This window comes from Gemmatimonadota bacterium, from assembly GCA_041390105.1.
Classification (GTDB): Bacteria; Gemmatimonadota; Gemmatimonadetes; order Longimicrobiales; family Gaopeijiaceae; genus JAGQIF01.
On the sequence record JAWKQO010000001.1, the window covers coordinates 1,860,185 to 1,885,660 of the forward strand.

Annotated in this window: 15 protein-coding genes; 6 read left to right on the forward strand and 9 right to left on the reverse strand. The window is 68.3% G+C overall.

Features of this window, described 5'->3' with window-relative positions; all coding sequences use genetic code 11:
- Positions 1 to 23: 23 nt before the first annotated feature.
- The 4 genes from R3E10_08235 to R3E10_08250 all read right to left on the reverse strand — a co-directional run bounded on the left by R3E10_08235 (position 24) and on the right by R3E10_08250 (position 5,037).
- A complete protein-coding gene (locus R3E10_08235) occupies positions 24 to 1,007 on the reverse strand; it encodes a DNA-3-methyladenine glycosylase 2 family protein (GenBank protein ID MEZ4415729.1) in 984 nt (327 codons plus the stop codon).
- Positions 1,008 to 1,035: 28 nt separating this feature from the next.
- Positions 1,036 to 2,256 (reverse strand): amidohydrolase family protein, encoded by a 1,221-nt coding sequence (locus tag R3E10_08240; protein MEZ4415730.1) that lies wholly within the window; start codon positions 2,254 to 2,256, stop codon positions 1,036 to 1,038.
- Between the two features lie 251 nt (positions 2,257 to 2,507).
- Positions 2,508 to 2,945: a hypothetical protein gene (locus R3E10_08245; protein MEZ4415731.1), complete on the reverse strand. Its 438-nt coding sequence runs from the start codon at positions 2,943 to 2,945 to the stop codon at positions 2,508 to 2,510.
- Positions 2,946 to 2,961: 16 nt separating this feature from the next.
- The gene (locus R3E10_08250) at positions 2,962 to 5,037 is read right to left on the reverse strand and encodes a TonB-dependent receptor (protein ID MEZ4415732.1); all 2,076 of its coding nucleotides are present in this window, start codon (positions 5,035 to 5,037) and stop codon (positions 2,962 to 2,964) included.
- A gap of 777 nt (positions 5,038 to 5,814) precedes the next feature.
- Here R3E10_08250 and R3E10_08255 point away from each other — a divergent pair.
- Positions 5,815 to 6,342 (forward strand): hypothetical protein, encoded by a 528-nt coding sequence (locus R3E10_08255; GenBank protein ID MEZ4415733.1) that lies wholly within the window; start codon positions 5,815 to 5,817, stop codon positions 6,340 to 6,342.
- Positions 6,343 to 6,355: 13 nt separating this feature from the next.
- On the opposite strand, the gene R3E10_08260 is transcribed toward R3E10_08255, so the two are convergent.
- Positions 6,356 to 6,922 carry a dihydrofolate reductase family protein gene (locus tag R3E10_08260; protein MEZ4415734.1) on the reverse strand — a complete coding sequence of 189 codons (567 nt, stop codon included), beginning with the start codon at positions 6,920 to 6,922 and terminating at the stop codon, positions 6,356 to 6,358.
- Between the two features lie 163 nt (positions 6,923 to 7,085).
- Between R3E10_08260 and R3E10_08265 the strand changes: the two genes are divergently transcribed.
- Together R3E10_08265 and R3E10_08270 are read left to right on the forward strand one after the other, a co-directional pair.
- Positions 7,086 to 8,369, forward strand: a complete 1,284-nt coding sequence (locus R3E10_08265; GenBank protein MEZ4415735.1) for a hypothetical protein — start codon at positions 7,086 to 7,088, stop codon at positions 8,367 to 8,369.
- A gap of 205 nt (positions 8,370 to 8,574) precedes the next feature.
- Complete coding sequence (locus R3E10_08270) at positions 8,575 to 10,767, forward strand: DUF11 domain-containing protein (protein MEZ4415736.1); 2,193 nt, start codon at positions 8,575 to 8,577, stop codon at positions 10,765 to 10,767.
- 81 nt (positions 10,768 to 10,848) lie between these two features.
- Here the strand turns inward: R3E10_08270 and R3E10_08275 are convergent, their stop codons facing one another.
- On the reverse strand, positions 10,849 to 12,009 hold the full coding sequence (locus tag R3E10_08275) for an NAD-dependent epimerase/dehydratase family protein (protein MEZ4415737.1): 1,161 nt from the start codon (positions 12,007 to 12,009) through the stop codon (positions 10,849 to 10,851).
- A gap of 221 nt (positions 12,010 to 12,230) precedes the next feature.
- Here R3E10_08275 and R3E10_08280 point away from each other — a divergent pair, with 221 nt between their 5' ends.
- A complete protein-coding gene (locus R3E10_08280) occupies positions 12,231 to 15,593 on the forward strand; it encodes an amidohydrolase family protein (protein MEZ4415738.1) in 3,363 nt (1,120 codons plus the stop codon).
- 54 nt (positions 15,594 to 15,647) lie between these two features.
- On the opposite strand, the gene R3E10_08285 is transcribed toward R3E10_08280, so the two are convergent.
- On the reverse strand, positions 15,648 to 17,465 hold the full coding sequence (locus R3E10_08285) for an alpha-amylase family glycosyl hydrolase (protein MEZ4415739.1): 1,818 nt from the start codon (positions 17,463 to 17,465) through the stop codon (positions 15,648 to 15,650).
- Positions 17,466 to 17,498: 33 nt separating this feature from the next.
- On the opposite strand from R3E10_08285, the gene R3E10_08290 reads away from it, so the two are divergent.
- Positions 17,499 to 18,701, forward strand: coding sequence for a GGDEF domain-containing protein (locus R3E10_08290; GenBank protein MEZ4415740.1), 1,203 nt, complete (start codon positions 17,499 to 17,501; stop codon positions 18,699 to 18,701).
- 57 nt (positions 18,702 to 18,758) lie between these two features.
- Here the strand turns inward: R3E10_08290 and R3E10_08295 are convergent, their stop codons facing one another.
- Positions 18,759 to 21,956: an amidohydrolase family protein gene (locus R3E10_08295; protein MEZ4415741.1), complete on the reverse strand. Its 3,198-nt coding sequence runs from the start codon at positions 21,954 to 21,956 to the stop codon at positions 18,759 to 18,761.
- A gap of 150 nt (positions 21,957 to 22,106) precedes the next feature.
- Between R3E10_08295 and R3E10_08300 the strand changes: the two genes are divergently transcribed.
- Positions 22,107 to 23,570, forward strand: coding sequence for an SDR family NAD(P)-dependent oxidoreductase (locus tag R3E10_08300; GenBank protein ID MEZ4415742.1), 1,464 nt, complete (start codon positions 22,107 to 22,109; stop codon positions 23,568 to 23,570).
- Here R3E10_08300 and R3E10_08305 read toward each other — a convergent pair.
- Entirely contained in the window at positions 23,567 to 25,330 is a 1,764-nt protein-coding gene (locus R3E10_08305; GenBank protein MEZ4415743.1) for a hypothetical protein, read from the reverse strand. The two genes, R3E10_08300 and R3E10_08305, sit on opposite strands and share 4 nt — an antisense overlap.
- Positions 25,331 to 25,476: the final 146 nt, after the last annotated feature.

A 25,476-nucleotide genomic window follows, 5' to 3' on the forward strand; every position in this document is an offset into this window, starting at 1 on the left:
CCTCTCAGATTCGCTGATCGGAGTCAGCGCCGCCGTAGCGGCATCCGCGGTCCCCGCCGCGGCGCCTCGATCCTGGCCGCATGGATCAAGCGCACCACTCGGTAGCCCAGCCCCTGGAAGGGCTCCAGCAGCTCCAACATGCGTGCGTCCGAGCCGCGCGGCTCACCCGCCAACGCCCAGGACACCGTGTGCGGCAGATGCAGGTCGCCGACGGGCACCGGTTCGGGACGGCCCAGGCGGGCACCGAGCACGACCGCGGCCGTCCAGGGGCCCACGCCTCGTACGGACTGAAGCAACGCGGAGGCCTCTCCGGTCGGCAGCGACTTCGCCTGCTCGAGCAAGCGCGCCGCCCGTGCCACCGCGAGCAGCGTCCGGGCACGTTGGAATCCGACGCCGAGCTGTTGCAGGCCCTCCGGACCGGCCGCTCGAATGGCGCCGGGAGTCGGTGCCAGGCGCAGGTCGCCGATGGGCCCGGGCGCAGGCGCTCCCAGTGCGCTGCATAGCCGGCGCCAGGTCAGGGCGGCCTCCTGCCACGTCACCAACTGCTGTAGCACGATCGTCACCAGCGCCTGAAAGACATCCCGGGTGTCGGTGGCGCGTAGGCCGCGATGTCGTCGCAGAAGCCGATCGGTGACCGGATGGGGCGGCAGCGCCCAGACCGGGTCGTCGAGCCCGATCCAGGCCGGCACCTCGCCGATCGCGTAAGCCGCGCCCGGCCCCCAGGCTTGGGCGCACACCTGGTCGCCGACACGCAGGCGCACCGTGGCAACCCCCTCCGGTGTGTTCGCCGTCCGCCACAGCCCGCCCGGCTCCCGCCGCACCGTCGGATCCCACGCGCCCACCCGGAGCATGCGTGTGGTCTCCAAGAAGTCGTAGGGACGGGGCAACGGCCACGCACCGGTCGCAGCGGGCGCAGGGCCCTCCGCCTCCTCCGCCCCCACTGCGGCCTCCGCGGGTGCATGGGTGGCGCCGACCATCGCGCGATCGACACTCGCCCCTGGGCGCACCGTCTCCTCCGCTCCGCCGCCCACGTCCCTAGTGGCTCATCCCCATGTGACTGGGGGGATGCTTCACGACGCGACCGGCCAGCATCACGAACTGCACGTCGCGGGTGACCGAGATGTCGTCCACGGGGTTGCCGGGCACGGCGATGATGTCCGCTAGCATCCCTTCTTCCAACACGCCGCGGTCCGCGGTGTCCAGCAGGTCGGCCGCATAGAGGGTGGCCGTCTGCAGGGCGCGCGCTGCAGGCATGCCCCACTCCACATAGACTTCCAATTCGCGCGCGTTCTCGCCGTGCGGATACACCCCCGCGTCGGTGCCGAAGGCGATCTTCACGCCTTCAGCGATCGCCCTGCGGATGCTGGCCTGGGCGAGCGGGAGCACGGTCTGCGCCTTGGAGCGTACGAGTGGAGGCAGCACGTCCAGATTGATCCGTTGCTGCAGGTAGACGGTGGGCACCAGATACGTGCCGTGTCCCCTCATCTCGGCGAGGATCTCGTCGGTCAACATGGAGCCGTGTTCGATGGAGGCGACGCCGGCCTTCACGGCAGCCAGGATGCCTTCCGAACCATGGGCGTGCGCCGCCACCTTGATCCCATGGCGGGCCGCCTCGTCCACCATGGCCTTCAGTTCCTCGTAGCTGTACTGCTGAGCACCGACCGGCCCCTCCAGTGAGAGCACCCCCGCGGTCGCGCAGGTCTTGATGACCTTGGCTCCGTGCTTGATCTGATAGCGCACGGCCTCGACCACCTCCCAGGGACCATCGGCCACACCGTCCGCGGGACCCAGCTCGCGCACGCCCGGCGCAAAGCCCGTCACGTCACAGTGTCCGCCGGTGATGCCCAGCGCGTTGCGGGAGGGGATGATGTGCGGCGCGGCGATGTCGCCTCGTTCGACGGCCCGCCCCAGCGCTACCGTGGCATCACCACCGAAGTCACGCACCGTGGTGAAGCCCGCCTGCAGCGTGGTCCACCCGTTCTTCACGGCCCCGAGGGCCGCCTCCTCCGGCAACATCGTCACCGGTTCGATGAAGCTGTTGGGGCCGATCTCGCTGACCAGGTGCGTATGCGCGTCGATCAGGCCCGGGAGCAACGTCACGTCACCCAGGTCCATGTCGTGTTGCGTCTCGGGCACCCTGCTGGGGTTCACGGCCGTGATGCGGCCTCCCTCGACCACGATCACGGCGTTGTCGACGATGCGTCCGGCTCGAGCATCGAACATCCGCGCCGCGCGGATCACGTGCGGGCCCTGCATCTGCATGGTCGGAGCGGCGGGGGACTGGGCGGAGAGGCGGGGGCAAGCGAGAAGAGTGACCAAGGAGCACAAACCAGCGTGCACCCACGGAGCTGACGTACAGGTGAGACGGGTCATCGGGAGTCGATCGCTGAGGGGTTCCAGAACACCGACGGCCGCTCAAGCTACCCGGAGCTCGCGGCGCGTGCCAGCGAACTCCGGATAGCCCAGCGAGCCGTCCCGCCCGAAGTCCTTGTGGTGCAGCCCGTCCCCTACTGGACCGTCACGCTGAACGGCCCGAAGGACCGTTCGTCCACGTCTTCATCGTGGCCCCAATCCACGGTGATCGTTCCGGTGCCTGGGGTGGCTCGCGCGGTGACCGCGAACGCGAAGGTGCGCCCGGCCACGGGGGTCGTGGTGGCAAGGTCCGCCGGGCTGAACACAAATGCCGCGAAGTGCTCATCCTCGAGATCCTCGATGAAGGTCCCCTCGTCGTCATAGAAGCGCGCCTCGACCTGGACGGTCTGTCCTGCTGCCAGAACCACGTTCGGCGTGAGTTCCGCTCCGCCCACGATGTGGAGTGTGACGGACACCGGGTCGTGTTCGTCCTCCGGGCCGACTTCATCGGAGCTGCACGCACCGATGAACAGGGCCGAAGCAATGGCGAGTGTGGTGAATGTTGCGATGCGGACCGACGTTGGAGCAGCCATTGTGACCTCCTTGGGATCAGTGGGATGGGACCGGAGCTGCAGCACCGAATCGCAACGCGACGCGCAGCGTGCGCGGTGCGCCCGGGTTGATGAAGCCCGAGGCACGAACCTCGGGGTACCGCGTGCCAGTCAGATTCTCCAGCTCGATGTCGAGCACGCCGTGCGCTGGTCGCGCGGGCAGACTCGCGCCCAGATCGAGCACACCGTAGGCCTGTGTCCGGACCCTGGGCTCGCCGATCGGGGAGAACGGCCCCGAGAACCGCCAGGTCACCCGCAGCGCCGATGCCTCGCCCACAGGCGCCTCGACGCCGGCGCGCCCGACGTACCTGCCCACGTTGGGTACGGGATCGCCGGGGCGGAGGGGCACGAGATGGAAGAGGCGCAAGGCAGCGGTCGTCGGCGCTACGCCTCCGTTCAACCCGTCGAAGCCGCCTGCGAGCGGCGGCTCCGGGAACGTGATCTCTTCCGCGATGTACGCATCGTTGTAGGTCAACGATCCGAAGAGCGACATGCGCGCCGACGCCGCCCAGGCAACGTCGACGCTGAGACCCTGCCGCACGGATGCACCCTGGTTGGAGATGACGCGCGAGACAGGATCCTGAATCCGCTCGTTCGTCACATCGAGTCGAAAAGCGGCAAGGCGCGCGGTCACGGAACTCGCCAGCAGCTGCAGGCCCAACTCGCCAGCCCACGCAGTCATCGCGGGGCGCTGCGGATCGGTCAACACACCGGGGGCGCCCCGAAACCCGCGACTGAAGGAGCCGAGGGCAGACCAGCGATCGTCGAGCGCGTAGCGGACGCCGATCTTCGGGCTCGCCAGCCAGACGTGGTTCGTCCGGGGCGACGCGCTTTCCGGATCGTTCAGGCGGTCCACGCTGGTGTAGTAGAGCCCATCGAGTCGTCCACCCAGGTCGAGCGTGACGCGATCATTCACCCGTGTGCGCCAACGGGCGTACGCCGCCACACTCGTGTAGTCGCCGTCGAGCCCGGTGGTGGCGCTCTCCCGCTCGCGCTGGTCCGTCGCGAACAGTCGGTATTGGCTTGCGTCCCGCCGGACCTCCGTCCCCAACGTCGCGTCGCCGCCCCGAAGGTTCCACAGCGCTTGCACCCGACCGCCGGCGGCGACACGCTCGTCCCGCTCCTCGCTCTGCGCCAGCACCCCGTCGTCCGGAAGATTGAGAAACACGAGGGAACCCAGCGTCTGGGCCCAGGCAGTAGCCTGCACCCCGCCGCTCCCGATCACGCCCGTGTAGCGCCCGTGCACGATCAGGCGATGGGCGCGCCCACCATCCGTGGGATCGACCGCCTGGCGCAGCTCCCCCGCATTGTACTGATCGACGCTGACGAAGCTCGGCGAGTTCCAATCGGAGAGATAGACCGACGCTCCCCCCTCCAGACGGCCGTCGCCTAGGGCCCGCCAGCCGCGAGCCAGTCCCCTCCCGAGCCAGAATCCCGAGTGCTCGCGCCAGCCCTCGTTGCGCTCGCCGTCTGCCGTGAACAGAAGCCCGCCCCGTTCCCCGCGGCGTCCTCCTCGAAACCAGGCGGTGGCGCCCCCCTGGCTCGATGTGCCAAGGGATCCCGACGCGACGTCCTCGTCCACCTCGGTGAACGCCTCCACCACACCCCCGAAGGCGAAGTCGCCGTAGAGTGGACTGGCCGGTCCGTGGATTACGCGCAACTCGCGCAGGGCCGGCGCCACCAACATGAACCAGTCCGAGTATCCTTCGACGTGCCCATGCACCGGTAGGTTGATCGGCACGCCGTCCACGACGAGCAGCACATCGGACGAATGATCCGAGGTGAATCCGCGCAGCACCGCGTCCGCCGCGAAGCCGGGGCCCTGCCCGTGCTCGTGGACCTCGATCCCCGCCAGCCGACGCACAAGGTCGTACGGAGTATCTGCTTGCGCGCGACGGATCGCGTCGGCCCCCACCGCGATGGTGACGACGGGAGGTGCGACCGTCCCCTCCCGAACCACCGTGACCTCCAGCGGTTCGAGGGGCAAAGGCTTGATCGAATCTGGTATCTGCGCTGCGCTGGGCACCGCCACGGTCCACAAACCGAGGCAGGCGCAAACCAAGCGTCCGCTCATGGCTCCCTCCCGTCCCTGATGAAGCAGTCCGCCGTGGACTGCAGGCGGGTGCTACCGTTTGGTTCGGATCAGGCGGGAGGGGGTTGGGGGAGCGAAACGGCAAAGATGAGCGGCCGGGTCGGGGCGACTCCGTGAAGTCGTTTCAATCCCGTGGAACCCAGCGTCGCGAAGGCAGCCGTCAGCGTGAGGGTGGTGGCTGCAGCCAGCAGAGTAGGCGGGCAGCAAGAGGCCCCGGCGCCATCGCAGCAGGGCCGCGACTCGCCGTCGTCCCTGCTTCTTCCCGGCGCGGTAGGTCCGTCCTCCGCGCTGGCCGGGTGACCCGCATGTGTCGTCTGGAGTGGGGGTGTGGATGCGGGCCCGGCGTGAACGTGGGCGGGCTGAGGATCCTGCGATGCGCCGGAGGTCGCCCCATGCATGCAACCCGAGCCCGACATGGGCATCGCGAACCCGGCGACGAGCCAGGTGATCACGATCGCGCCAGACACGACTCTCAGAGGCCCACTCCGCATCGACTTCCCAACCCTCCTCGGCCGCCTTCCGGCTCCACGGACGCAGTAGGGAGGGTACCACGCCCCTCTTCGTTCCGACAGGGCGGCCAGGCGGAGCCCCAGCTCCCTTGGTTGCAGGGGAGTCATCCGAGCCGCGGGCGCGTCATCGCCCCTGGTCCATCGCGACGGACAACGCGGGTCTCGACTGCCGCTCCGCGAAAGCACGCCCGCTACCCTACGTACGTCCCCAAGAGCACCACAACCCACCAAGGAGTCGCGGCCCGAAGACGTGCGACACTCCCCCTCCCAGCATCGTGCCCGTGACCGGCGAGTGCTGCGCGGCGCACTCATCGCTTCGGTCGCCCTGCACGCGGCCCTGCTCGGCTGGGTAGGCTTCCGCTATGCAGACGGCCGCCGCCCCACCGAGGAGGCACCTGCCGCTCCCGTGTCCCTCCTCACCGCCGCCGGATACGTGAGCGTGTTGTTCGGGCCCCCAACGATCTTCACAGCCGACGGTCGGGGTCGCACCGAGCCCAACGATCGCATCCTGGAGGCCGAGCGGCTCACCGAGCTGCCGGTCTCCTGTGGAACCAGGCGCGCACGTGCGGCCTTCCCCGTCTCTGGCACCGTGCGCTTGTCCATCCGAGCCTCCGGCGACGCCGACGTGATCCGCATGGCGGAGTCCACGGGGAGCGCCTGCGCGGACGACGTGATCCGGACGGTGGCCAGCGCGCTCCGCTACCACTGGCTACCGGACGAGCGCTATCCCGCCCCGGTGCAATTGGTGCAGCCGGTAACGGTGGCGGAGGTCCGCTGAGGCGCGAGCCGCCTCACCCCCGCTTGGGCCGCATCCGCAGCTGCAGCATCCCACCGACGTGCGGGTGGTGCGAGACGATCTCGAGCGGATAGCGGCGTTCCATGCCCGCGAAGAGCGGGATCCCGGAGCCCAGGGCGATGGGCGCCAGCGTGATCGTCAGGTCGTCGATCAGGTCCGCTTCCGCCGCCTGCCGGATGAGCACACCCCCGTCCAGGTAGACGTCCTTGCCTGCGGCCGCGTCGCGCGCTTGAGCCACCAGCTCGTGGATGCTGCCTTGGACCGCTCGGACCGTCGCGGGTGGATCGTCGTCGAGCGGGCGGCGGGTCGCGACCAATACCGGGCGGGATCCGTACGGCCACGGAACGCCGAATCCGCGCACGACGTCGTAGGTACGACGCCCCATGAGCAACGCGCCGATGTCCTGGATGAACTCCGGATAGTCCAGGGCACCCGGGGGCATCGTCTCGCCCGCAGCGTGCGCGACGTCCGCGCTGTCCAGCCAGGAGAGGTCGTGGTCGGATCCGGCGATGAACCCGTCCAGGGAGCTGGCCAGATAGATCCGGACGCGCGGGTCGTTCATGGGTCACCTCGGAGTGGGACAATGCAATCCCCGACCGCGGTCGCGCTGCATGGATCCGAGCGCGACCGGCGCCGGCCGCTGAATGTCGCACGCACGCGCCGGTTGCACGATCCCTGCATCGTGGGGTAGGGCGCAGCCGTCCCCGACTACTCGACCACGGCACATGGCAACACCTCCCCTCGCTCCTCGGGTCTCCGCGGAGACCACGCTGGCGACGCCGGACGATCCGCGCTGGGCACGAGGCGTGGTGCGCCCCCCTTGGGCACGCGAGTGGGCCGGAGCCGGCGTGGGGCTCGTCATCCTCGCGGGTTTCGGGGTCGGCGCCTGGAACGCGGCCTGGGCGGGCATCGATAGCGCCAACCCCCTCTGGATGGCAGGCGCGTCGCTGTGGGCCGTCGGCTCGGCGGCGTTCGCCTTGCAAGCCTCGATTCTCGGGGGCCGCTGGCTTCGCTTCCGCGGCTTGGCACTGCGGTTGGACCCCTTCCCCGCCAGCCCTGGCGGGCAGGTGGGGGGCTCGCTCGAGCTCCCCCTCGCGCAGGCGGAACCACGCGACTGCCGGGTTCGGCTCACCTGTACTCGCGTGGAATCAGACGGCGATTCGGTCAGCCACCGGGTACTCTGGGCCACGGAGGGGCATCCACGACTCCAGCGCTGGCGCGCCGGCAACCAGCGCTTGTCGTTCACCTTCGACGTCCCCGCGGACCTGCCCGCGAGCCGGCCTCGGAAGGTCGACGGGTGCGACTGGCACGTCGGAGTGCAGTACCGTGGTGCGGGGCCGAATCTGGATGTGGCGTTCCTGGTGCCGGTGCTCCCGTCCTTGGCACCGCGGTTCGCTCAGGAGCCGAGCCCGGTGACAACTCTGGGCTCGAACAGTGAGCCTCACCGCAAGGTCCGCATCCACGCGGCCGCCGAGGGCCTGCAGGTGGAGCTCCTGCGCGGACGCAACGTCGGTGTGGGCGTCGCGCTGGGCATCTTCGGACTCCTCTTCGCGGGTTCGGGCGCCGGCTTGGGTATCGGAGCCTTCGGTGCGTTGCGCCAAGGTGGTCTGGCGATGGTGCTTGGTGGCCTGACCGGTCTCATGGCAGCGATGTTCGTGCTGATGGGCGCGCTGCTGATGCTCGTAGGCCTGCTCCCTATCGTGCGCCGCGGTTCGTTGACCGTTCGCAAGGCCCACCTCGAGCTCGGCAGCTCAGAGCGCCGGATCAGTGTGGAGGAGCTCCGGTCGATCGACGTCACACCGGACGCCCAGATGGGTCGCGGTGCGTCAGGGACCCTGAGCTACCGCTTCACTGCGGTGCCGGTGCGCGGCAAGCCCAAAGTGTTGCTGCAGGGCGTTCCCGGTCCTGGAGCCAGCCAGGTGGTAGCGCAGCGCATCGAGGAGGTGACGGGCGTGCCGACCCGGTTCGTGGCCAAGGAGCTGAAGAAGCCGCGCAAGTCGGGCCACTGAAGTCGGGGACACCCCCCCTCCCACGCCACGATTCTCACCCACCATCGAGCCGGGCCAGCGGGCAGCTCCCCCCCTACCCGGCAAGACCAGGATCGAGGGACGCACGCAGGTCATCCCCCGCATGTCCATCCGTTGACTCCGATTGTCGCCTTGAGCGAGGTGCCCCGCTCAGCGGGGAGAGCCACCCTCTACCCGGAGTCCTCCGATGCGTCGCCCGTGGACGTTCTGTCTGCTGGGATTGTCCCTTGTCGCGTGCAAAGAACTGCCCACCGCTGTCGGAGTTGGAGGCCAGGAGGAGCCCCCCGCGCTCACCGCCGGTCTCGTGCCCACTCCCGTGACGGCTCCGACCCTGGCCTGTACGAAGACATGGACGAGCGGCGGATGGCCACATGACTGGAACGACTCCGACAACTGGACCCCGGTCGGAGCGCCACGCCCTTCCGACGTCGCCTGTGTCCTGAACGGGACCCTCCTCGATGTTCACGACTCGGTGAGGGTGCGCTCCCTCGAGGTCGGCGGGCAGGCATCGGTCACCTTCCATGAGAATGTCCTGTGGGTCCAGGATACCATCCTCGTGCGGGGGCGACTGGACATCGATTCGTCGACGGATGTCGACCTTGGGATGCTGATCAACCACGGCGCCCTGTGGGCTGACCGGACCGTCATCGAAGGAAACCTGGAGAACCACGGAGATCTCTATCTGGGGTACGTCGGTCCGATGCAATGGATCGGCGCACGGATCGTGAACAGCGGAGGGGGAACTGTGTCCAGCTCTCCATTCGACCCCTCCACGATGAGTGGAGACCTGATCGAATGGGACGGGGCTGGCACCTACGCACGGCTGAGAGCGGGGGTTCTGCTGCTCGGGTCGACGAACCTCTCCGGCACCTTCTATCTCGAGCGTGGAGATACCGTCTTCGGAGACATCGGAGCGGATGTAGCGCTGCGCCTCGGCGTGCAAGGGGTGACGGGACAGCAGTATGCCTTCCGGAAGAGTCGCACTGCGTTGAGCGGGACCGTGCTGAACGAAGGGGATATCGAAGTCGAAGACAGCCAGGCCCGCCCCGTCTTTCTCGATCTGTCTCCCGTCTTCGAGCAACGTGGCGAGCTCGAGGTCCGGAGCCCGACGACAGTGGTGGCCGGTCGCATCGTGAATCGGGGACTCATCTACGCGCCCTACGGCGGTCTCGATGTCGAGTCCGGCATCGTGAACGAAGGAGAGATCAGCGGGGCTAGCACCCTCACAATGATGCCCGGATCCGCATTCGAGGCCCGGCCCGGAAGCACGATGACTGGGAGCCTGACGCTCCTGAGCGCGACGCTGCGCGGGACCGGAGGACTCGGGTCCGTCACCGCTGTGAACACGATCATCGCCCCCGGCACAACGAACGCCCCGCACGGAACACTCACCTTCAATACACTCGAACTGGACGCGTTGAGCCGGGTCGACCTGGAAGTGGCGGACACGACGGCCGGTGGCTTCGATCAACTCGCGGTCGCGAATGCCGTGCAGTTGTTTGGCGATCTGCGGGTCACGACGGCACCCGGTCTTCAGGGCGGAAGCTGTGGCCAGGTCGTGCCCCTGATCACGGGCGAGGTCAGCGGTCAGTTCCAGACGACATCACTGCCTAGCCCCATTGGTCCTCGAGCCTGGCGCTTGCACGTGGGAGCCCAGGGTGTGGATCTGGTGGGCTATCGCCCAGGCAGCCCGTTCACATTGGACGCGGCCGCACTGACCGTCGAAGAAGGCGGCCCCCCCGTGAGCTACCGTATGTGTCTGGGAGCTGCTGCCCCCACCGCATCGGTGCAGGTCCTGCCGGTGAGCCGCGCCGGCGAGGTGTCGATCCGGGCGGCGGTCACCTTCGATCCGGCCGATTGGATGCTCCCTCGGACCGTGTCCGTGATGGCCGTGGACGACGCTGACGTCGAAGGTACCCACGCCGACACGCTCGGACATGCCGTCACGAGTACGGATCCGACGTATCGAAACGCGGTGGTGCCACGCCTTCCGGTGACCCTCTTCGACAACGATGAGGCGGCGGACCTCACCCTGGTAAAGGTGGCGCAGCAAGACAACCAGTTCCTGGGCGACACCATGAGCACCTCGTTCCGAGTCACGAACGCCGGACCGAGTCCCGCCACACAGGTACGTGTCACAAGCCTGCCGCTGGTCGGGCTGGAGTTGGTCGACGCCACGGGAGCGACCTGCTCGGTGCGCGGGGGTGGAGCGCTGGAGTGCGCGCTGGGCACTCTGGATCCGGGCTTCCAGGCGGAGTTCGTGGTCCGCTTCCGGGGCGCTGCCGTGGGGCTCCACACCAACACCCTGAGCGTGGGGGGTGGGCAGCCGGATCCCAACCTGACAGACAATACCGTGGTGTACACGCAGCGGGTGAATTGACGTCTTCTGGCGGAGATGAGGCCGCGCCCCGCGGGACGTCCTGCGGGAGCGCGGCCTCTGAACCGCATTGGACGCCCGCCCCTACGTTCTCGCCTTCCACTCCTCCAGCAGACGCCGCTCTACCGCAGCGGAGAAGCCCGGTCGCCGGTCCTCCGGCCAGTCGGGGAAGGTCTCCCAGTACCAGTCGAGAGTGGACTTCGCCGTGTCGGCCAGCGGCCGACGCGCAAAGCCGTTCGCCCAGGCCAAGGACCCGTCGATGGCGAAGGCACCTTCGCCACCGATGTTGCCGCCAAACGATCGCGGCCCCCAGCCGTTGCGTGCCGGCCACCAGAGCGGGATGTCCGTCCAGGGCTTCTGGTCGCGCTCCAGGAGGAAGTCCGCGTCCACCCAGGTGAACGACACGTCCGCCGAGGTCACGGCCCGAATTCCATGGAGCGTCTCTGCCCAGGACCAGACCGGTCCCACCGCGCTGAAGGCACCCGCAATGCGCTCCTCGGCGATCTGCACGTACCACGCCGCGAGATCGCGTACGTCTGTGACCTGCATGTAGTCTTCGGGCTCACCGGGAGCGAGTACCTCCCCACCCCGGTCGATACGCACGCACCAGTAGGTAAGCAGGTGGTTGTTGTCCCCCGGCCCCGCGATCCATCCCGGCCGCACCTGCGTGGAGTTCGCACCGTAGACCTCGCGCACGATGCGCTCACAATCGGCCTTGAGCGGGCCGTAGAAGCGGCTGGGATCCTCGGGGCGGGTCGACGACGGCGGATGCAGGGGGTACGACTCGTCCATGCCGACCGTGTTGAAGTCGCGGTAGGCGTCGATCGTCGAGGTGAAGATGTAGTGGTCGACCGAGCTGCGTAGCGCCTCCGCCGACGCCCGCACATGCGACGGATAGTACCCGCTGTTGTCGATGACGACGTCCCAGCTCCTCCCCGCGAGCGCGTCGAGTTGACCGTTGCGGTCTCCGATCAGCTTCTCGACCTCGGGAAAGAGATCGGTGTTGGTGCGCCCGCGGTTGAACAGGGTGACGTCGTGCCCACGTTCGAGCGCGCGGCGCACCATATGCGGACCGATGAAGCCCGTTCCACCGAGCACCAGGATACGGAGGGCGCGCCGTTCCTGGCCCACGGCGCTGGCGTGACCCGTTGGACGCGTGAGGGACCGCTCCAAGCCGGCCAACCCAGCGCCCCTCAGCGCCGCAGGACTGGCCAAGGCCGCACCCAGGAATCCTCGTCGATCCATGCCCGTCCCCTCCCTCCAGTGCGCGACCCGATCCCGAGGGAACGTATCGAACGTGCGGGGCAGCGTCGAGTCAGCCTCGGGAGTCGATACGCCGTCCACCCCGCGGATACGCGTTCGCGGTCCGGCCCCACGTCTCTGGCCTCCCATGGCGTCCCGCCCGCTCAGGCCGCACTCTACGAGCCGGCCGCACGCGACCCGCACGCTTTCGGAGACTCCACTCCATGTCCACGCCCGTTCCCGCTCTGAAGACCGCAGCGCGCTCTACCTGCCTGGCCTTGCTGGCCGCACTGCCCGCCCAGGCCGCGCATGCGCAACGCCAGGGCGGCGAGCAAGGTGAAGGTGCTCGCTGGGACGTCACGGCCGCTCACGGCGCCACGCGCGAGATCGACTTCACCACCGAGGACGGCACGCGCATGGCGGTGGACCTGTCACCGGACGGGACCTGGATCGCCTTCGATCTCCTCGGGCACATCTACCGCATGCCCGCCCAGGGCGGCGAAGCACAGGTGCTCACGCAGGACGCGGGCGTGGCGCTGTCGGTCCAGCCCCGCATCTCGCCGGACGGTCAGAGCATCGCCTTCATCACGGACCGTGGCGGCCAGTACAACCTCTGGGTCATGAGCGCGGACGGCAGCAATCCGCGTGCGGTCTTCAGCGATGTGAACGTCGCCACGTTCGAACCGGCCTGGACGGCCGACGGGCAATACATCGTGGTGCGCCGCGCCACGCGCGGTGGTCAGGGCGGGGGTGGCGGCGGTGGCAACGGCAACGGGCTCTGGATCTACCACAAAGATGGCGGCCGCGGCGTGCAGCTCGTGGGCACGCAGGATGGAGCTCCCTCCTGGCCCACCACCAGCGGGGACGGACGCTTCCTCTACTACCAGATCAATCGCAATCTCTCGGACAGCCAGCCGCTGAGCGGTGCCCAGCAGGTGAAGCGCTTCGAGTTCAAGACCGGGGAGATCGTCGACATCAGCTCCGGCGTGAGCGACGGGGCGGCGGCAGGGCGTCAGTCGAGCGGTGGGGCGGCCGCGCCCGAAGTCTCGCCGGACGGCCGCTGGCTCGCTTTCGCGCGCCACCTGCCCGACGCGCTGCTCACCTTCAAGGGGCACGAGTTCGGGCCCCGTACAGCCCTCTGGTTGCGGGATCTGCAAACCGGTGCCGAGCGGCTGCTCATGGATCCGATCGAACCGCTGATCGCATCGGGCGGGAAGACCCTGGGCGTGCTACCGCGCTACGACTGGGCCAGCGACGGCCGCTCCGTGCTGATCACGCAGGGCGGGAAGATCCGCCGAGTGGACGTGACGTCCATGGACGTGTCCACGATCTCCTTCAGCGCGCACGTGCACCGCACCATCTCCGAGATGGCACGCAAGGAGTTCCGGATCGCCGACGACGCCATTGACGTCACCTTCTTCCGCTGGCCCATCTCGACGGCGGACGGCCGCACGCTGGCGTTCCAGGCCGTGGGGCGCATCTACGCACAGCAAGGGAGCGGTCGGCCGCGCCGCCTGACGCCCGACAGCTTCGACCCGCTCGAGTATATGCCGGCCTGGAGCCCCGACGGTCGGTGGGTGGCGTTCGTGAGCTGGGACGACACCATCCGTGGCCACGTGTGGAAGGTGCCGGCCGCCGGCGGTGCGCCTCAGCGGCTGAGTCGCGACCCGGGTGACTACGCCAACCCGGTCTGGAGTCCCGACGGCCGCTCGGTGGTGGTCGCACGTGGCGAGGGCGCCACCGCGCGCCAGCGCACCATGACCGCCAACGCGTACTTCGACCTCGTGCGCTTCGCCGCCGCGCCGCCGGCCGGTGGCGATGCCGGCACCTACGTGGTCACCATTCCCGGCGAGGGCGTCGCTCGCCGGCAGCTGGTCGGTCCGTCGTTCGGCCCCGACGGGCGCGTCTTCTATCCCGAGATCCGCACGCCCCAGGGCGGCGGTCGCAGCCGTACGTCGTTGATGAGCGTGGCCACCGACGGCAGCGACAAGCAGGAGCACCTGAGCTTCCCCAACGCGGAGGAGATCGTGCCCTCCCCCGACGGGCGCTGGGTGGCGTTCCAGGAGGGGGACAACGTCTACGTGCAGCCGTTGGGTTGGGAGACGCTGGGAGGCGAGGTGCTGGAGGTGGACAAGCGCCGGGGCGCGCTGCCGGTGACGCAACTCACCCGGGACGGTGGGCTGTTCCCGCGCTGGCGAAACGAGACCACACTCGAGTACGGCAGCGGCCCGCAGCACTATGTGCACCACATGGACACGGGCGCCACCGACACCACCACCATGGCGCTCCAGGTGCCCCGCGCGATGCCCGAGGGCCGGGTCGCGCTCACGGGGGCGCGCATCGTCACGCTCAACAACCGTGAGGTCATCGAGAACGGCACCATCGTGGTGAACGGCAGCCGCATCGCCTGCGTTGGACAGTGCAGCTTGGACGGCGTGGACCGCACCATCGACGTCCGGGGCAAGACCATCATCCCCGGCTTCGTGGACATGCACGCCCACCACTACCGGGAGTGGCGAGGCATCCGGCCGCGGCACGACTACGAGCAGGCCATCTATCTGGCCTATGGCGTCACCACCACCATGGACGTGTCCATGTGGAGCCAGAACATGTTCCCCACCGCCGAGCTGATCGAGGCGGGGGAGATGATCGGGCCCCGGGGGTTCAGCACCGGAGACAACCAGTCGGGGGGGGATGGATCTCACACCAACGAGATCTCCAACCTGGCCGACGCGGTGGCCGCTGTGCGGCGGCTGTCGAGCTGGGGTGCCACCCAGATCAAGCAGTACGCCCAGCCGCGGCGGGACCAGCGCCAGTGGTTCAGCGAAGCGGCCCGTCAGGTCGGCGTGAACATCACGTCCGAGGGTGGCTCGTTCGTCGAGAACCTGGGCATGATCATGGACGGCCAGACGGCCTGGGAGCATGCCTTCAGCGAAGTGCCCATGTACTCGGACGGTGCCAAGTTCCTGGGCCAGGCGCAGGCCACCTACTCCCCGACCCTGGTGGTGGCCGGCCCCTCCTACTGGAGCATCGAGTACTTCTTCCAAGAGAGCGACGTCTGGAAGGATCCCAAGCAGCGCCACTGGTTCCCGTGGCGCATGTTGGTACCGCAGACGCGGATTCGTTGGTTGCGCCCGCCCACGGACTATTCCTATCCGCTGATCGCGCAGGCGATGGCCGACATCATTTCCGAGGGCGGCTACGGTGCGGTTGGGTCCCACGGCGAGCATCACGGACTGGCCACGCACTGGGAGACCTGGATGGGCGCGAGTGCCCTGGGCAACCACGGCGCGCTGGAAGTCGCCAGTCTGCACGGGGCCCGACTGTTGGGTGCCGATCAGGACCTGGGCTCGCTCGAAGTGGGCAAGCTCGCCGACCTGATGGTGCTCAATTCCAATCCGCTGGAGAACATCCGCGCCACCATCGACGCGCAGTATGTCATGAAGGGTGGAATGCTCTACGACGCCATGACGCTGGACCAGGTATGGCCGAATGCCGTGCCGTTCGGGCCGGCGTACTGGATCAATGACGATGTGTTCCGCTCGGATACGGTCGGGACGGACGTGTTTGATCGACGGGGGCGGTGAGGAGGCGCCGCAGCGAACTGCCACCGCCCCAGTCAGCGGCAAGCCGCCTCGCGGTCAGCGCCCCACCCGAAACAAATAGGCAGTCCTCGGCGCTAGCGAGTCCAGAGGCCGATAGCCGACGAACCGGCCCTGCTCATCGACGTCGAGGGGAGCTCCCGAGGGGCCGCCGATCAGGCCTGACGGTTCGTATTGACCCGACGGCAGCGTGCCTGCCTCCGACGTCAGCGTCACCTCGCGCAGTGCCCGGGTCGAGAGGTTGGCGATCACCATGACCGCCTCCCCAGCGGATCTCCGCAGGAACGCAGCCACCTCGTCGGTGCCGGACTGCAGCGGCACGAACTCCCCTGCCCCGAGCGCCGGCGTCTCCGCCCTCAAGTGGATGAGCTGCCGATAGTGGTTGAGCAGTGAGCTCCGATCGGCATCCTGGGCGCCGACGTTGGCGGTGAGCGAGTCGCCCTGCAGTGGCTGCCATGGCGCACCCGTCGTGAACCCGGCCGCTCGCCCACTCGTCCAGTGCATGGGCGTACGGATCCGTTCGTCCGGCTTGTCTCCGGTCATCCCGATCTCCTCGCCGTAAAACACGAACGGCAGACCCGGGAGCGTCAGCAAGAGGCTCGCTGCCAATCGGGCCCGACCGAGATCGCCCGCCAGCACCGTCATCGTGCGCGACTGATCGTGGTTGCGCAGGAACGGGGCCCATGTCCGACCGGCGGAGACCTCCTCGGCCTCGAGGACCTTCCGCATCAGTTGCGACGCTCCTCCGCCGCTCACGGCGGAGAGGATCGCGTTGGCCACCTCGAACCCGAAGTACGCGTCCAGCTGATCCGGATAGTAGGGGCGGAGCGCACTCGTAGAATCGAAGACTTCTCCAATGGTGAAGGCCTGCGGTGCCACCGACCGCACGTGCGCGCCCAGATCCCGGAGCGCTTCGTGGGTGCGGGTCACGTTGGTCGTCGTCAGGGTCCCGTCGCGTTCCTCCTCCGCCAGGTGGCGGACGGCGTCGAGCCGAAACCCGTCGACCCCGACGTCGCGCAGCCAGAAGGTGGCCACGGCTTTCATCTCGTTCCGGACCGCATCGCTGTCCCAGTTCAGATCCGGCATTCCCGACCAGAAGAACCCGTAGTAGAACTCGTCCCGCACCGGCGAACGATGCCAGTTCGAATCCCCGTACTCGTTGGCAGGACCCGGGCGATCGCGGAAGATGTACCAATCGCGGTAGGGAGACTCCGGGTCGTTCAGCGCATCGACGAAGTAGGGGTGCTCGGACGAGGTGTGGTTGACGACCAGGTCCATCAGCACGGCGACGCCGCGCTGGTGCGCCGCCCGGACCAGCGTGCGCATCGCCTGCAGATCCCCGTACTCGGGATCGATGCCGTAGTAGTCGGCGACGTCGTACCCGTGGTAGCTGGGCGATGGGTTGATCGGCATCAGCCAGATGCAGCGGACGCCCAGGTCGGATCCCGATGCGGGCTTTCCATCGTTGAGATAGTCGAGCTTCTCGACCACGCCGGCGAGGTCGCCGACGCCGTCGCCATCGCTGTCAAAGAAGGACCTCAGGAAGATCTCGTAGCAGGTGCCGCCCCGGCGCCAGTCGCCCGGCCGCGCGGAGTCAGTGCCTTCGGCGCCAGCGTTGGCCGCCGGGCCTCCAACGGAGGCAGCAGTGCGAACGGCTCCGCCCCCCTCACACGCGAAGAGGATCAGAACGCTCAGACCTACCGCCAGCGGCGTTCGAGTCGGCACCACGTCGACCTCTGGATGAGTCCAAGTGGCCAGGATGTCCGGATCGGCGGGCGCCAGCAACCCACCGGCTGGCACCTGACCCGCCCAGATCGTTGACGAGTCGAGGCTTCCGACGGGCGAGGTAGGCTCCATTCGGGGCCCAAACCGGCCGATACTGAAGGAATCATGCAATACCCGACCCCACGCGATGCCTTCGCGTCGGACGATCCCGCTCTCCGCGCCGAGGCGCTCAGGGACTTGTCCCTGCGCGCCCGCAGCGGCATTCCGCTGTACCTGGTGGTCTGGGTGATCATCGGTACGTGGGCCCACCTCCCCGCCCGGGCCCCCGCACTCTTCTATGGAAACGCTGCCGTCCTGCTGGGTCTCGGGTTCGCCCGTGGCCTCCACTACCTCCGGGTCGTATCCGCACGGCCACACGATACCGATCGCCTGATCCGGTCGCTGATCCTGCTCCTGCTCACCTCCGCTCTCCATTGGGGACTTCTGGCCGCGTGGCTGATCCACCACCGAGCCTACGGCGACCTGCACACCGTCATCGTCGTCTCGCTGCCCGCCTTCGCGATCGGTGGCGCGTCGATCCTCGGAATCTCAGCGGTCGTACGGCACGGGTATCCTGCGCTCATCTTTGCGCCATTCGTCGTGGCCACGCCGTTCGTAGGCCGGCCGGAGCACCACCTGCTCGTCGTTCTCTCGATCCTGTCGCTGGCCTACATCCACTCGGCAGCCCGTATCGCGGGGAACGACTACCTGATCGCGCTGACGAACCGACTCATCGCAGAAGAGCGGGCCGCGCGGCTCGACGAGCTGAGCGTGACGGACGCATTGACCGGCGTCGGGAACCGGAAGCACTTCGACGACCAGATCCACCGGGATTGGTCGCTGTGCGGTCGGCAGGGACTACCTCTGACGCTCATGGTCGTGGACTTGGACCACTTCAAGACCCTCAACGACACGCATGGCCACCGCTTCGGCGACCTCTGTTTGCGTGCCGTGGCGGGGGTCCTGGACGCGGGCACCCGGCGGGCGTCCGACTCGGTGGTCCGCTATGGGGGCGACGAGTTCGTGGTGCTCCTTCCCGGAACCCACGGTGAGGCGGCCGAGCGCATGGCCCAGTCCTTCGTCGACAGCATCACCGCTCTGCAGTTGCAGAGCGGTGGTCAACCCGTCGCCATTACCTGCTCGGTCGGAGTCTCCACGCAGGTCCCTGAGATCGGGAAGCATCCCGACCTCCTGCTCGAGGCAGCGGACCAGGCGCTCTACCGCGCGAAGGCCGAAGGACGCAACCGGTGGGCCACCCGGACGGAGCAGGGCGCAGACCGCGACGCAACCGGGTCCGGCCGGGTGAAGCCGCGCGTACGAGCGATCTAGCGCCGGAACCGCGGTCGTTGCGACACGCAGGTAGATGTCCTCTGCGGCGGCTGTGGCTCACCGCATCCCACCCTCCCGCGGCGGCCCGAAATCGGTGTACTTGAAGGCGCGCAGCGGCTCCACCCGCGGCCACACCATGTCCAGTGTGTTTCCATCGTACAGCTCGCCGCCTTTCATCACGTAGCGGATGGCGGTGCTGTTGCGGATGTCGTCCAACGGATTGGCATCCAGCACCACCAAGTCCGCCACCTTCCCCACCTCGATGCTTCCAAAGTCCGCCGCCATCCCCATGCCGGTGGCCACGTTGATGGTGCCGGCCCGCAGCGCTTCGTGCGGGGTCATGCCGGTCATCTGCAGCATCCAGAGCTCCCAATGCACGGTCAGCCCGTGGACCTGCCCGTGACCGCCGGCCGCGACGTTGCCGCCCGCACGCAGAATGGGCGCCGCGCCGGCGCCGCCCTCCAGGAAGTAGTACTCGTCCAATGCGTAGCGCTGACTGGTTCGCGATTTGTGGTCCAGCGCCTCATGGGTGAGGAAGCGCGCCAGCTTTTCGTTGGCGTGCACGTCGGTAGTCTGGTACCAGTACAGCTCGCCCTGGTAGGTGCTGGGTGATGCCACCACCAGGGTGGGCACATACATGGTGCCCGAGCGGGCGTAGAGCTGCACGACGTCGTCGTAGATGTTCACGACGTCGGTCGGTGCATGCTCGACGGCGGTGTAGCCGTCCAGCACCATGGACACCTCGCGCATCACGCCGCCGCCTTCGGCCGTGGTGTTGATGCCGAGATGGTCGGCCGCGAGCAGCATCCACTGCATCTGGCGGCGCTGGGGCTGCATGTACTGCTTGATGGAGATGGAGCCGCGGTCCACGTAGCGCTGCACGCCGGCCAGCGCGTCCTCGAAGCGGTCGATCTTCACGGCGCGCGTGGTCTGCGACGGCCCGGTCATGAAGATCCGCGGGCCCAACATCCGACCAGCCGCGATCAACTCCCGGTAGTGGAACTGGTCGGTGGACGCGTTCACGTCCCGCGCCATGGTCACCCCGAACGCCAGGTTCACCAGTGGCTCCGGTGCGATCTGAACCAGCACGTCCCGGGGCATGCCGCGGATGTGGGCATGGGCGTCGATCAACCCCGGGATGATGGTCTTCCCCGTGACGTCGATCACGCGGGCGCCTTCCGGAACTCGCACGGAGCCAGCAGGCCCCACCGCACCGATTCGGTTGTCGGTCACCACGACTGTCGCGTTCTCGAGGACCTCGTCCCCCCGCATGCTGACCACCCGACCACCGGTGAGCGCCACGGTCCCCTGGGGGTGCGGCATCGGCACCGTGAGGGCGATACGCAGGTTCTCGGCGCGCTGATCGAGCCCGGAGTCCGGCGCAGCGGGCCCGAACACGGGGTCCAGGGCCAGGTGCGAGAAGACATTGGCGAACACCCAGCTGAGCGTCTCGCCGCCGGCCGCCCACTTGAGGTCCTGGCCGCCGGTCCGCGTCACCCGCTGCACGGGACCGGGCCCGGAGCGCTCGGTGATCGAGACCGTCTCGGTGGTCGGTGGCAGCGCCGCCACGAAGACCTCCTCGCGCAGCGTGAACGCCAACCAGCGCCCGTCCGGCGAGGGCAGCATCTCGTCCGCACCCTCCACCTTGGCCAGCTCGCGCCGCTCCGTGCCATCCAGCCGCACCGAGACCAGAGTGCCATTGTCGGCGAAGGTGATGCGTGACCCGTCCGCGTTGAAGCTCAGCACGTTGTCGGAGGGCGCCGAAATCACGGACTGGGCCTCCCCACCGGCGCTGGGGAGCCACTCCAGGAAACCGACGTTGCGGGTATCCCGGTTGCGCGTGGCCCCCGCATCCTCACGGATGAAGGCGATCTTGCTTCCGTCCGGGGACCAAGCCGGGTTGGCGTAGTAGGCCGGGTAGGTGGTGAGGCGTTGCGGCGCACCTCCACGGGCGGACACACGCCACACATGCCCACCCTCGGTCTCGTGCCAACTCACGAAGGCGATGCTGGAGCCATCCGGAGAAAAGGTGGGTTGGTATTGCCCGCCGCCCCCCTGGATCAGAGGCCGGGGCGTACCGGCCGGTAGATCCATGACCCAGAGCTGATTGAGCGTGCCAAAGACCAGTTGGCGCCCGTCGGGACTCCGCTGGGCGTAGCGCACGTTGCGGATGGTGAGCGAGTCGTCGCGAAACGGCATCAGGTGCTGGATGCGCGGTCCGAGCTGCTGCTCCACCTGCGCGGTGAAGGCGATAGGCCGTACCGCGTGGGTGCGTACGTCCACCTCTTGGAAGGTGCCCTTGGTCACGAACACCACCGCGCGGCTGTCCGGTGTGAACGTGAAGCGGGTCCGGTCCTCCGGCGCCTCACGGTCGATGGGAAATGCGAGCCACTCGTCTACGTGGGTGACGAGGTTGCGGACGCGGAGCCCGCTCTTGGCATCCACGTCGGACGCATAGACCAGCCACTCCCCGTCCGGCGAGACCGCAGGCCGCGCGCCGCCGTTCGGCGTGTTGGTGATCTGGGCCACATCGCCCGTGCGGCGATCCAGTCGCAGGATCTGCGCGCGCTCGGGGATGCCGTTGCCGCGCTGCGCCGCAGTGGCCTGAGGGCCCTCCGTGCCCCGGAAGAACACGTAGCGCCCGTCCGCTCCCCAGCGGAACCCACCTCCCTGCGCGTCCTCGGACAGGGCGATCCCCCGGCCGCCGTCCACATGCACGAGCCACGCCTGCCGTCCGGTGTTGGAGGTGTCCTCGTCGTTCCTGCGGACCAGGATGTACTCGCCGTCCGGAGACCACTCCGGGTCGTCGTAGTGGAGGTTGCCCCGATCGTTGGTCACCGCCTGCGGGTCGGACCCGTCCGCAGCGATCGTCCAGAGGTTCTCGTTGCCACTCCGGTCGCTCACGAACAGGATGCGGCTCCCGTCCGGGGAGAACACCGGCTGGAGGTCCATCGCCATTCCGCTGGTCAGCCGGGTGGCGGCCCCACCCGCGCGGGGCACGGTGTAGAGGTCACCCAGCAGATCGAACAGGATGGTCTGCCCGTCGGGCGAGACGTCCACGTTCATCTGGGTGCCTTCGCTGACCTCGAATGAAAGCGTCCGCGTGGGCGCGATGCAGAGGCTGTCACAGGCGGTTCCCTGCCGGGCCGTCCGGTCCTGCTGAGCTTGGATCGGGGGCGCCACGAGCAGCGCGGCGAGCGTAGCGAGAAGGGTCAGAGGCAGGGTGATCGGATGGGCGAGATCCGGGCGCGGCATTCGTGGCTCCTCGATCAGAGGGTCGGGCACGAGCTGACCCGGGCAACCTAGACGGACCGGCCCAGGGGCGCAGGAGGCCGCGGCACGCCGTCGACTGGTAGATTCAGGGAGTCCGCCCCCTTCGCTCCCCACTGTCGAAGGTGCTAGACCATGTGCACCACCGATAGCGCTTCCACCCCCGCGCCCGTACCCGGCTTGATGCTGCTGAGTTTGGCCTTCCTCCTCGCGCCGTCTCCGGCGATCACACAGCAGCCGCCCGCAGAGGCCACCCGGAGAGCACCCGCCGTGCTCGTCACCGGCGCCAGCTCCGGGATTGGGCTGCGGACCACGGAACTCCTCTCTCAGAACGGCTTCCACGTGTACGCCGGGGCACGCGACCCGGCGGATCTGGAACGCCTGGATGCCATGACCAACGTCACGTCGGTGCGCCTTGACGTGACCGTCCCAGCGGAGATCGACGCGGCGGCAGACCGCATCCGACGCGAAGGCCGAGGCCTGTTCGGGCTGATCAACAACGCGGGAGTCGCCGTCATGGGACCGCTCATCGAGACGAGCGAGGCCGACTTGGCTTTCCAGCTCGACGTGAACCTGCTCGGCCCCTACCGCGTCACCAGGGCGGTCGCGGATCTGCTGATCGAAAGCGGGGGACGCATTCTGAACGTCAGTTCGATCGCCGGCATCGTGTCGGGGCCCTTCAACGGGGCGTACAGCATGAGCAAACACGGCATCGAGGCCTACACCGACGCCCTGTCTGCGGAGCTGGCTCGCTTCGGCATCACGGTCGGCGCCGTGGAACCCGGCAACTACAAGTCGCAGATCGTCGCATCCATGGTCGAGCGGATGGAGCGCACAGGGTATTCGGCGGAGGGCTCCCGCTACGGATCGATGCGCGACTTGATCGCCGGGCCCCTGGACCGCTCACAGTACCCGGAGCCCAACGCAGTCGCCGAGGCCGCCCTGCACTTCTTCACCAGCCCCGCTCCCAAGCACCGCTACATGGTCGTGCCGAACCAGGGCGAGGCCGAGCTGACCATCCGCCAGGCCCTGCTGGAACTCGTGCAGTTGAACGAGGCACACCCCTTCTCCTACACGCGAGACGAGTTGGTGCAGATGTTGGACGACGCGACGGGCAGCATGCGCCCCGCGGCTCCCGCGCCGGCACCGGCGGATGACATCCACGGGGCGGTGGTCGCCGGGGACCTGGAGGCCGTGCAGCGGTACATCGAGGGCGGTGGCGATCTCGACGCCAAGGACGCCTCCGGCGGATCGAGTCCGCTGATCCTTGCCGCGGTGTTCGGACGCCCGCGGATCGCCCGGGCGCTCATCGGGGCCGGTGCGGACGTGGACCAACAGAACAGCGACGGATCCACGGCGCTCTTGACCGCTGCACTCCTGTGCCGCTCCGAGATCGTCGATGCGTTGCTGGAGGCGGGTGCGGACAGGACCATCCGCAACGCGAACGGATCGACCCCGCTCGACGTCGTCTCGGTGCCCTTCGAGGCGGTCGTTCCCATCTATGACTTCCTCGGAGCCGCGCTGGGTCCGTACGGCCTGGAGCTGGACTACGATCGACTCAGGGAGGCCCGACCGCGGATCGCCGAGCGGCTGCGCTAGCGCTCGAGATCCGTGGGGTCCGGCCTGGGAAGGCCGACCTGATCCAGCAGCTCAAGGAAGCGTGGCTGGTCGTACAGAGGCGTCCATCCGCGCAGTTGCGTGGCGTGGTACGACCGGGCGTCCACCAGGAAGCGCGCGTCCTCCAGCGCGCCCTCGTCGTCGTCGATGAGCATGTGGAACAGGCCGGTCAGCGCACGGGCGTCGGGATCCGTCACCTCACGCTTCAGCAGCTCGAGAAGTCTGGCGACTCGATCCCGGCTCCGAGGGTCTCCGACCGACCGGTAGAGCGGCATGATGCTGTCCGCCTGCTTCAGCCCGTACGCCTCCCACAGCTCCTTGGCAACCGATCCCGACTCCTCGTAGCGGGACTCCAACAACAAGAGGATCGAAAGCGCAAAGCGTGCGGGCGAATGACCGGGATTCGCGGCGAGGAAGTCCTCGACCAGGCGCTCGGGCTCCTCGAGGCTCTCCCATTGCGTGGAGGCCAGAGCCGCGTTGGTGGCGCTCCAGGACAGAGGGTCCAGGGCCATCCCCTTCTCTGCCTGGATCCGCGCTTCCTCACTTCGGCCCACGGCATGGAGCAGATCGCTGTACCAACCCCGGGTCTCGGCGTCGTTCGGATTCAGCATGATGGCGCGCTGTAGCTCGCTTTCCGCTTCGGTCCAATCCCAATCGTACGCGAAGGCGATGTACCCCAATGCCGCGTGGGCCTCCGCCAGATCCGGGTTCATGGCCAGCGCCACCGTCGCCTCGCGGCGAGCGATGGCGAACTGCTGCGGTGCCGGCCGGTCTTCGAAGATCGGAAGGAGCATGTGCGCCTGGGCCAGTCCCGCGTGTGCGAGCGCGAAGGTGGAGTCCTCTGCAGCCGCCGCCTCGAAGAACCCGATCGCTTCCAGCATGGAAGGACCCCAGCGCGTCATCCACCTCGTGCGGCCCGCTTGATAGAGCTCATAGGCCGTCAGGTCGAGGGTCGGAGGTCGGGTGATCCGGTCCAGCTCGTCGCCGGTGACCGTGGCTCCGATGGCACCGGCCACCTGTTGGGCAATGTCGATCTGGATATCGAGGATGTTGGCCAGCGTCAGGTCCCGATCGTAGTCGTCGGCCCAGACCTGTACGCCCCGGGCGTCGAGCAACTGGAAGATCACGCGGATCCTCGGGGCGGATCGCTGCACGGTGCATTCGCCCACGTAGTCGACAGCCAGATCCGAAGCGATCTCCGACGTCGTTCTCCCGGTCTCTCCGTAGCGCAGAACCGACGTGCGACCGATGGACTCGAGAGACGACACCTTCTGCAGCTTCAAGAGGATTTCGTCGTGCAGCCCGGAGGCGCGGTAGGGGTCCTGCGCGTCGGGGCTCTGGTTCGTGCACGGGAGCACCGCCACGCGCGGGAGGCCTGACGTCCGCGCCGTTGGTGAAGGCGCCCCCGCGCCCGACGCCGGCGGACCGGGCGCGAAAACGGAGAGCGCCACCCCCGCGGCGAGGGCCAGGCCTGCGACCAGCAGCAGCTCGGGCCCGCTGACTCTCTGACGACCCTTCTCGCCGTGGTACCACGCCACCACGAGGGTGAGGAAGAATCCAGCCACGGCCAGGATGGCCGCCCCTCGCGGGATGGCGGAGGACCAGAAGAACTGGGCGCTGGCGAAGTCGATGATCTCGAGGACCGCCCAAGCCGCCGCCAGGTAGGCCAGCGACCATTGGACCAGGGCCCGCTCCTTGATGCGGCGCAGGATCGACGGAGTGCGCTCCTGTGGCTCGGTCATGGTTCGCTCGAACCTCGTGCTGTGCCGGCCCCCTGACTCTCGCAAGGGTAGCGCCGGCCTGGCCCGATCTCAAACCGTCGCGGACCGCGAACCTTCCAGAGACCGGGGCACCTACGAACTTCAGATCCACGCCAGGGCAGGCGCTC

What these genes read in the sequence shown, in the direction of transcription:
- R3E10_08295 (MEZ4415741.1), bottom strand. Translation starts at nt 21,956, where the DNA reads ATGCCGCGCCCGGATCTCGCCCATCCGATCACCCTGCCTCTGACCCTT.
- R3E10_08300 (MEZ4415742.1), top strand. Translation starts at nt 22,107, where the DNA reads ATGTGCACCACCGATAGCGCTTCCACCCCCGCGCCCGTACCCGGCTTG.
- R3E10_08305 (MEZ4415743.1), bottom strand. Translation starts at nt 25,330, where the DNA reads ATGACCGAGCCACAGGAGCGCACTCCGTCGATCCTGCGCCGCATCAAG.
- R3E10_08270 (MEZ4415736.1), top strand. Translation starts at nt 8,575, where the DNA reads ATGCGTCGCCCGTGGACGTTCTGTCTGCTGGGATTGTCCCTTGTCGCG.
- R3E10_08265 (MEZ4415735.1), top strand. Translation starts at nt 7,086, where the DNA reads ATGGCAACACCTCCCCTCGCTCCTCGGGTCTCCGCGGAGACCACGCTG.
- R3E10_08290 (MEZ4415740.1), top strand. Translation starts at nt 17,499, where the DNA reads ATGCAATACCCGACCCCACGCGATGCCTTCGCGTCGGACGATCCCGCT.
- R3E10_08240 (MEZ4415730.1), bottom strand. Translation starts at nt 2,256, where the DNA reads ATGCAGGGCCCGCACGTGATCCGCGCGGCGCGGATGTTCGATGCTCGA.
- R3E10_08245 (MEZ4415731.1), bottom strand. Translation starts at nt 2,945, where the DNA reads ATGGCTGCTCCAACGTCGGTCCGCATCGCAACATTCACCACACTCGCC.
- R3E10_08285 (MEZ4415739.1), bottom strand. Translation starts at nt 17,465, where the DNA reads ATGGAGCCTACCTCGCCCGTCGGAAGCCTCGACTCGTCAACGATCTGG.
- R3E10_08280 (MEZ4415738.1), top strand. Translation starts at nt 12,231, where the DNA reads ATGTCCACGCCCGTTCCCGCTCTGAAGACCGCAGCGCGCTCTACCTGC.
- R3E10_08250 (MEZ4415732.1), bottom strand. Translation starts at nt 5,037, where the DNA reads ATGAGCGGACGCTTGGTTTGCGCCTGCCTCGGTTTGTGGACCGTGGCG.
- R3E10_08260 (MEZ4415734.1), bottom strand. Translation starts at nt 6,922, where the DNA reads ATGAACGACCCGCGCGTCCGGATCTATCTGGCCAGCTCCCTGGACGGG.
- R3E10_08275 (MEZ4415737.1), bottom strand. Translation starts at nt 12,009, where the DNA reads ATGGATCGACGAGGATTCCTGGGTGCGGCCTTGGCCAGTCCTGCGGCG.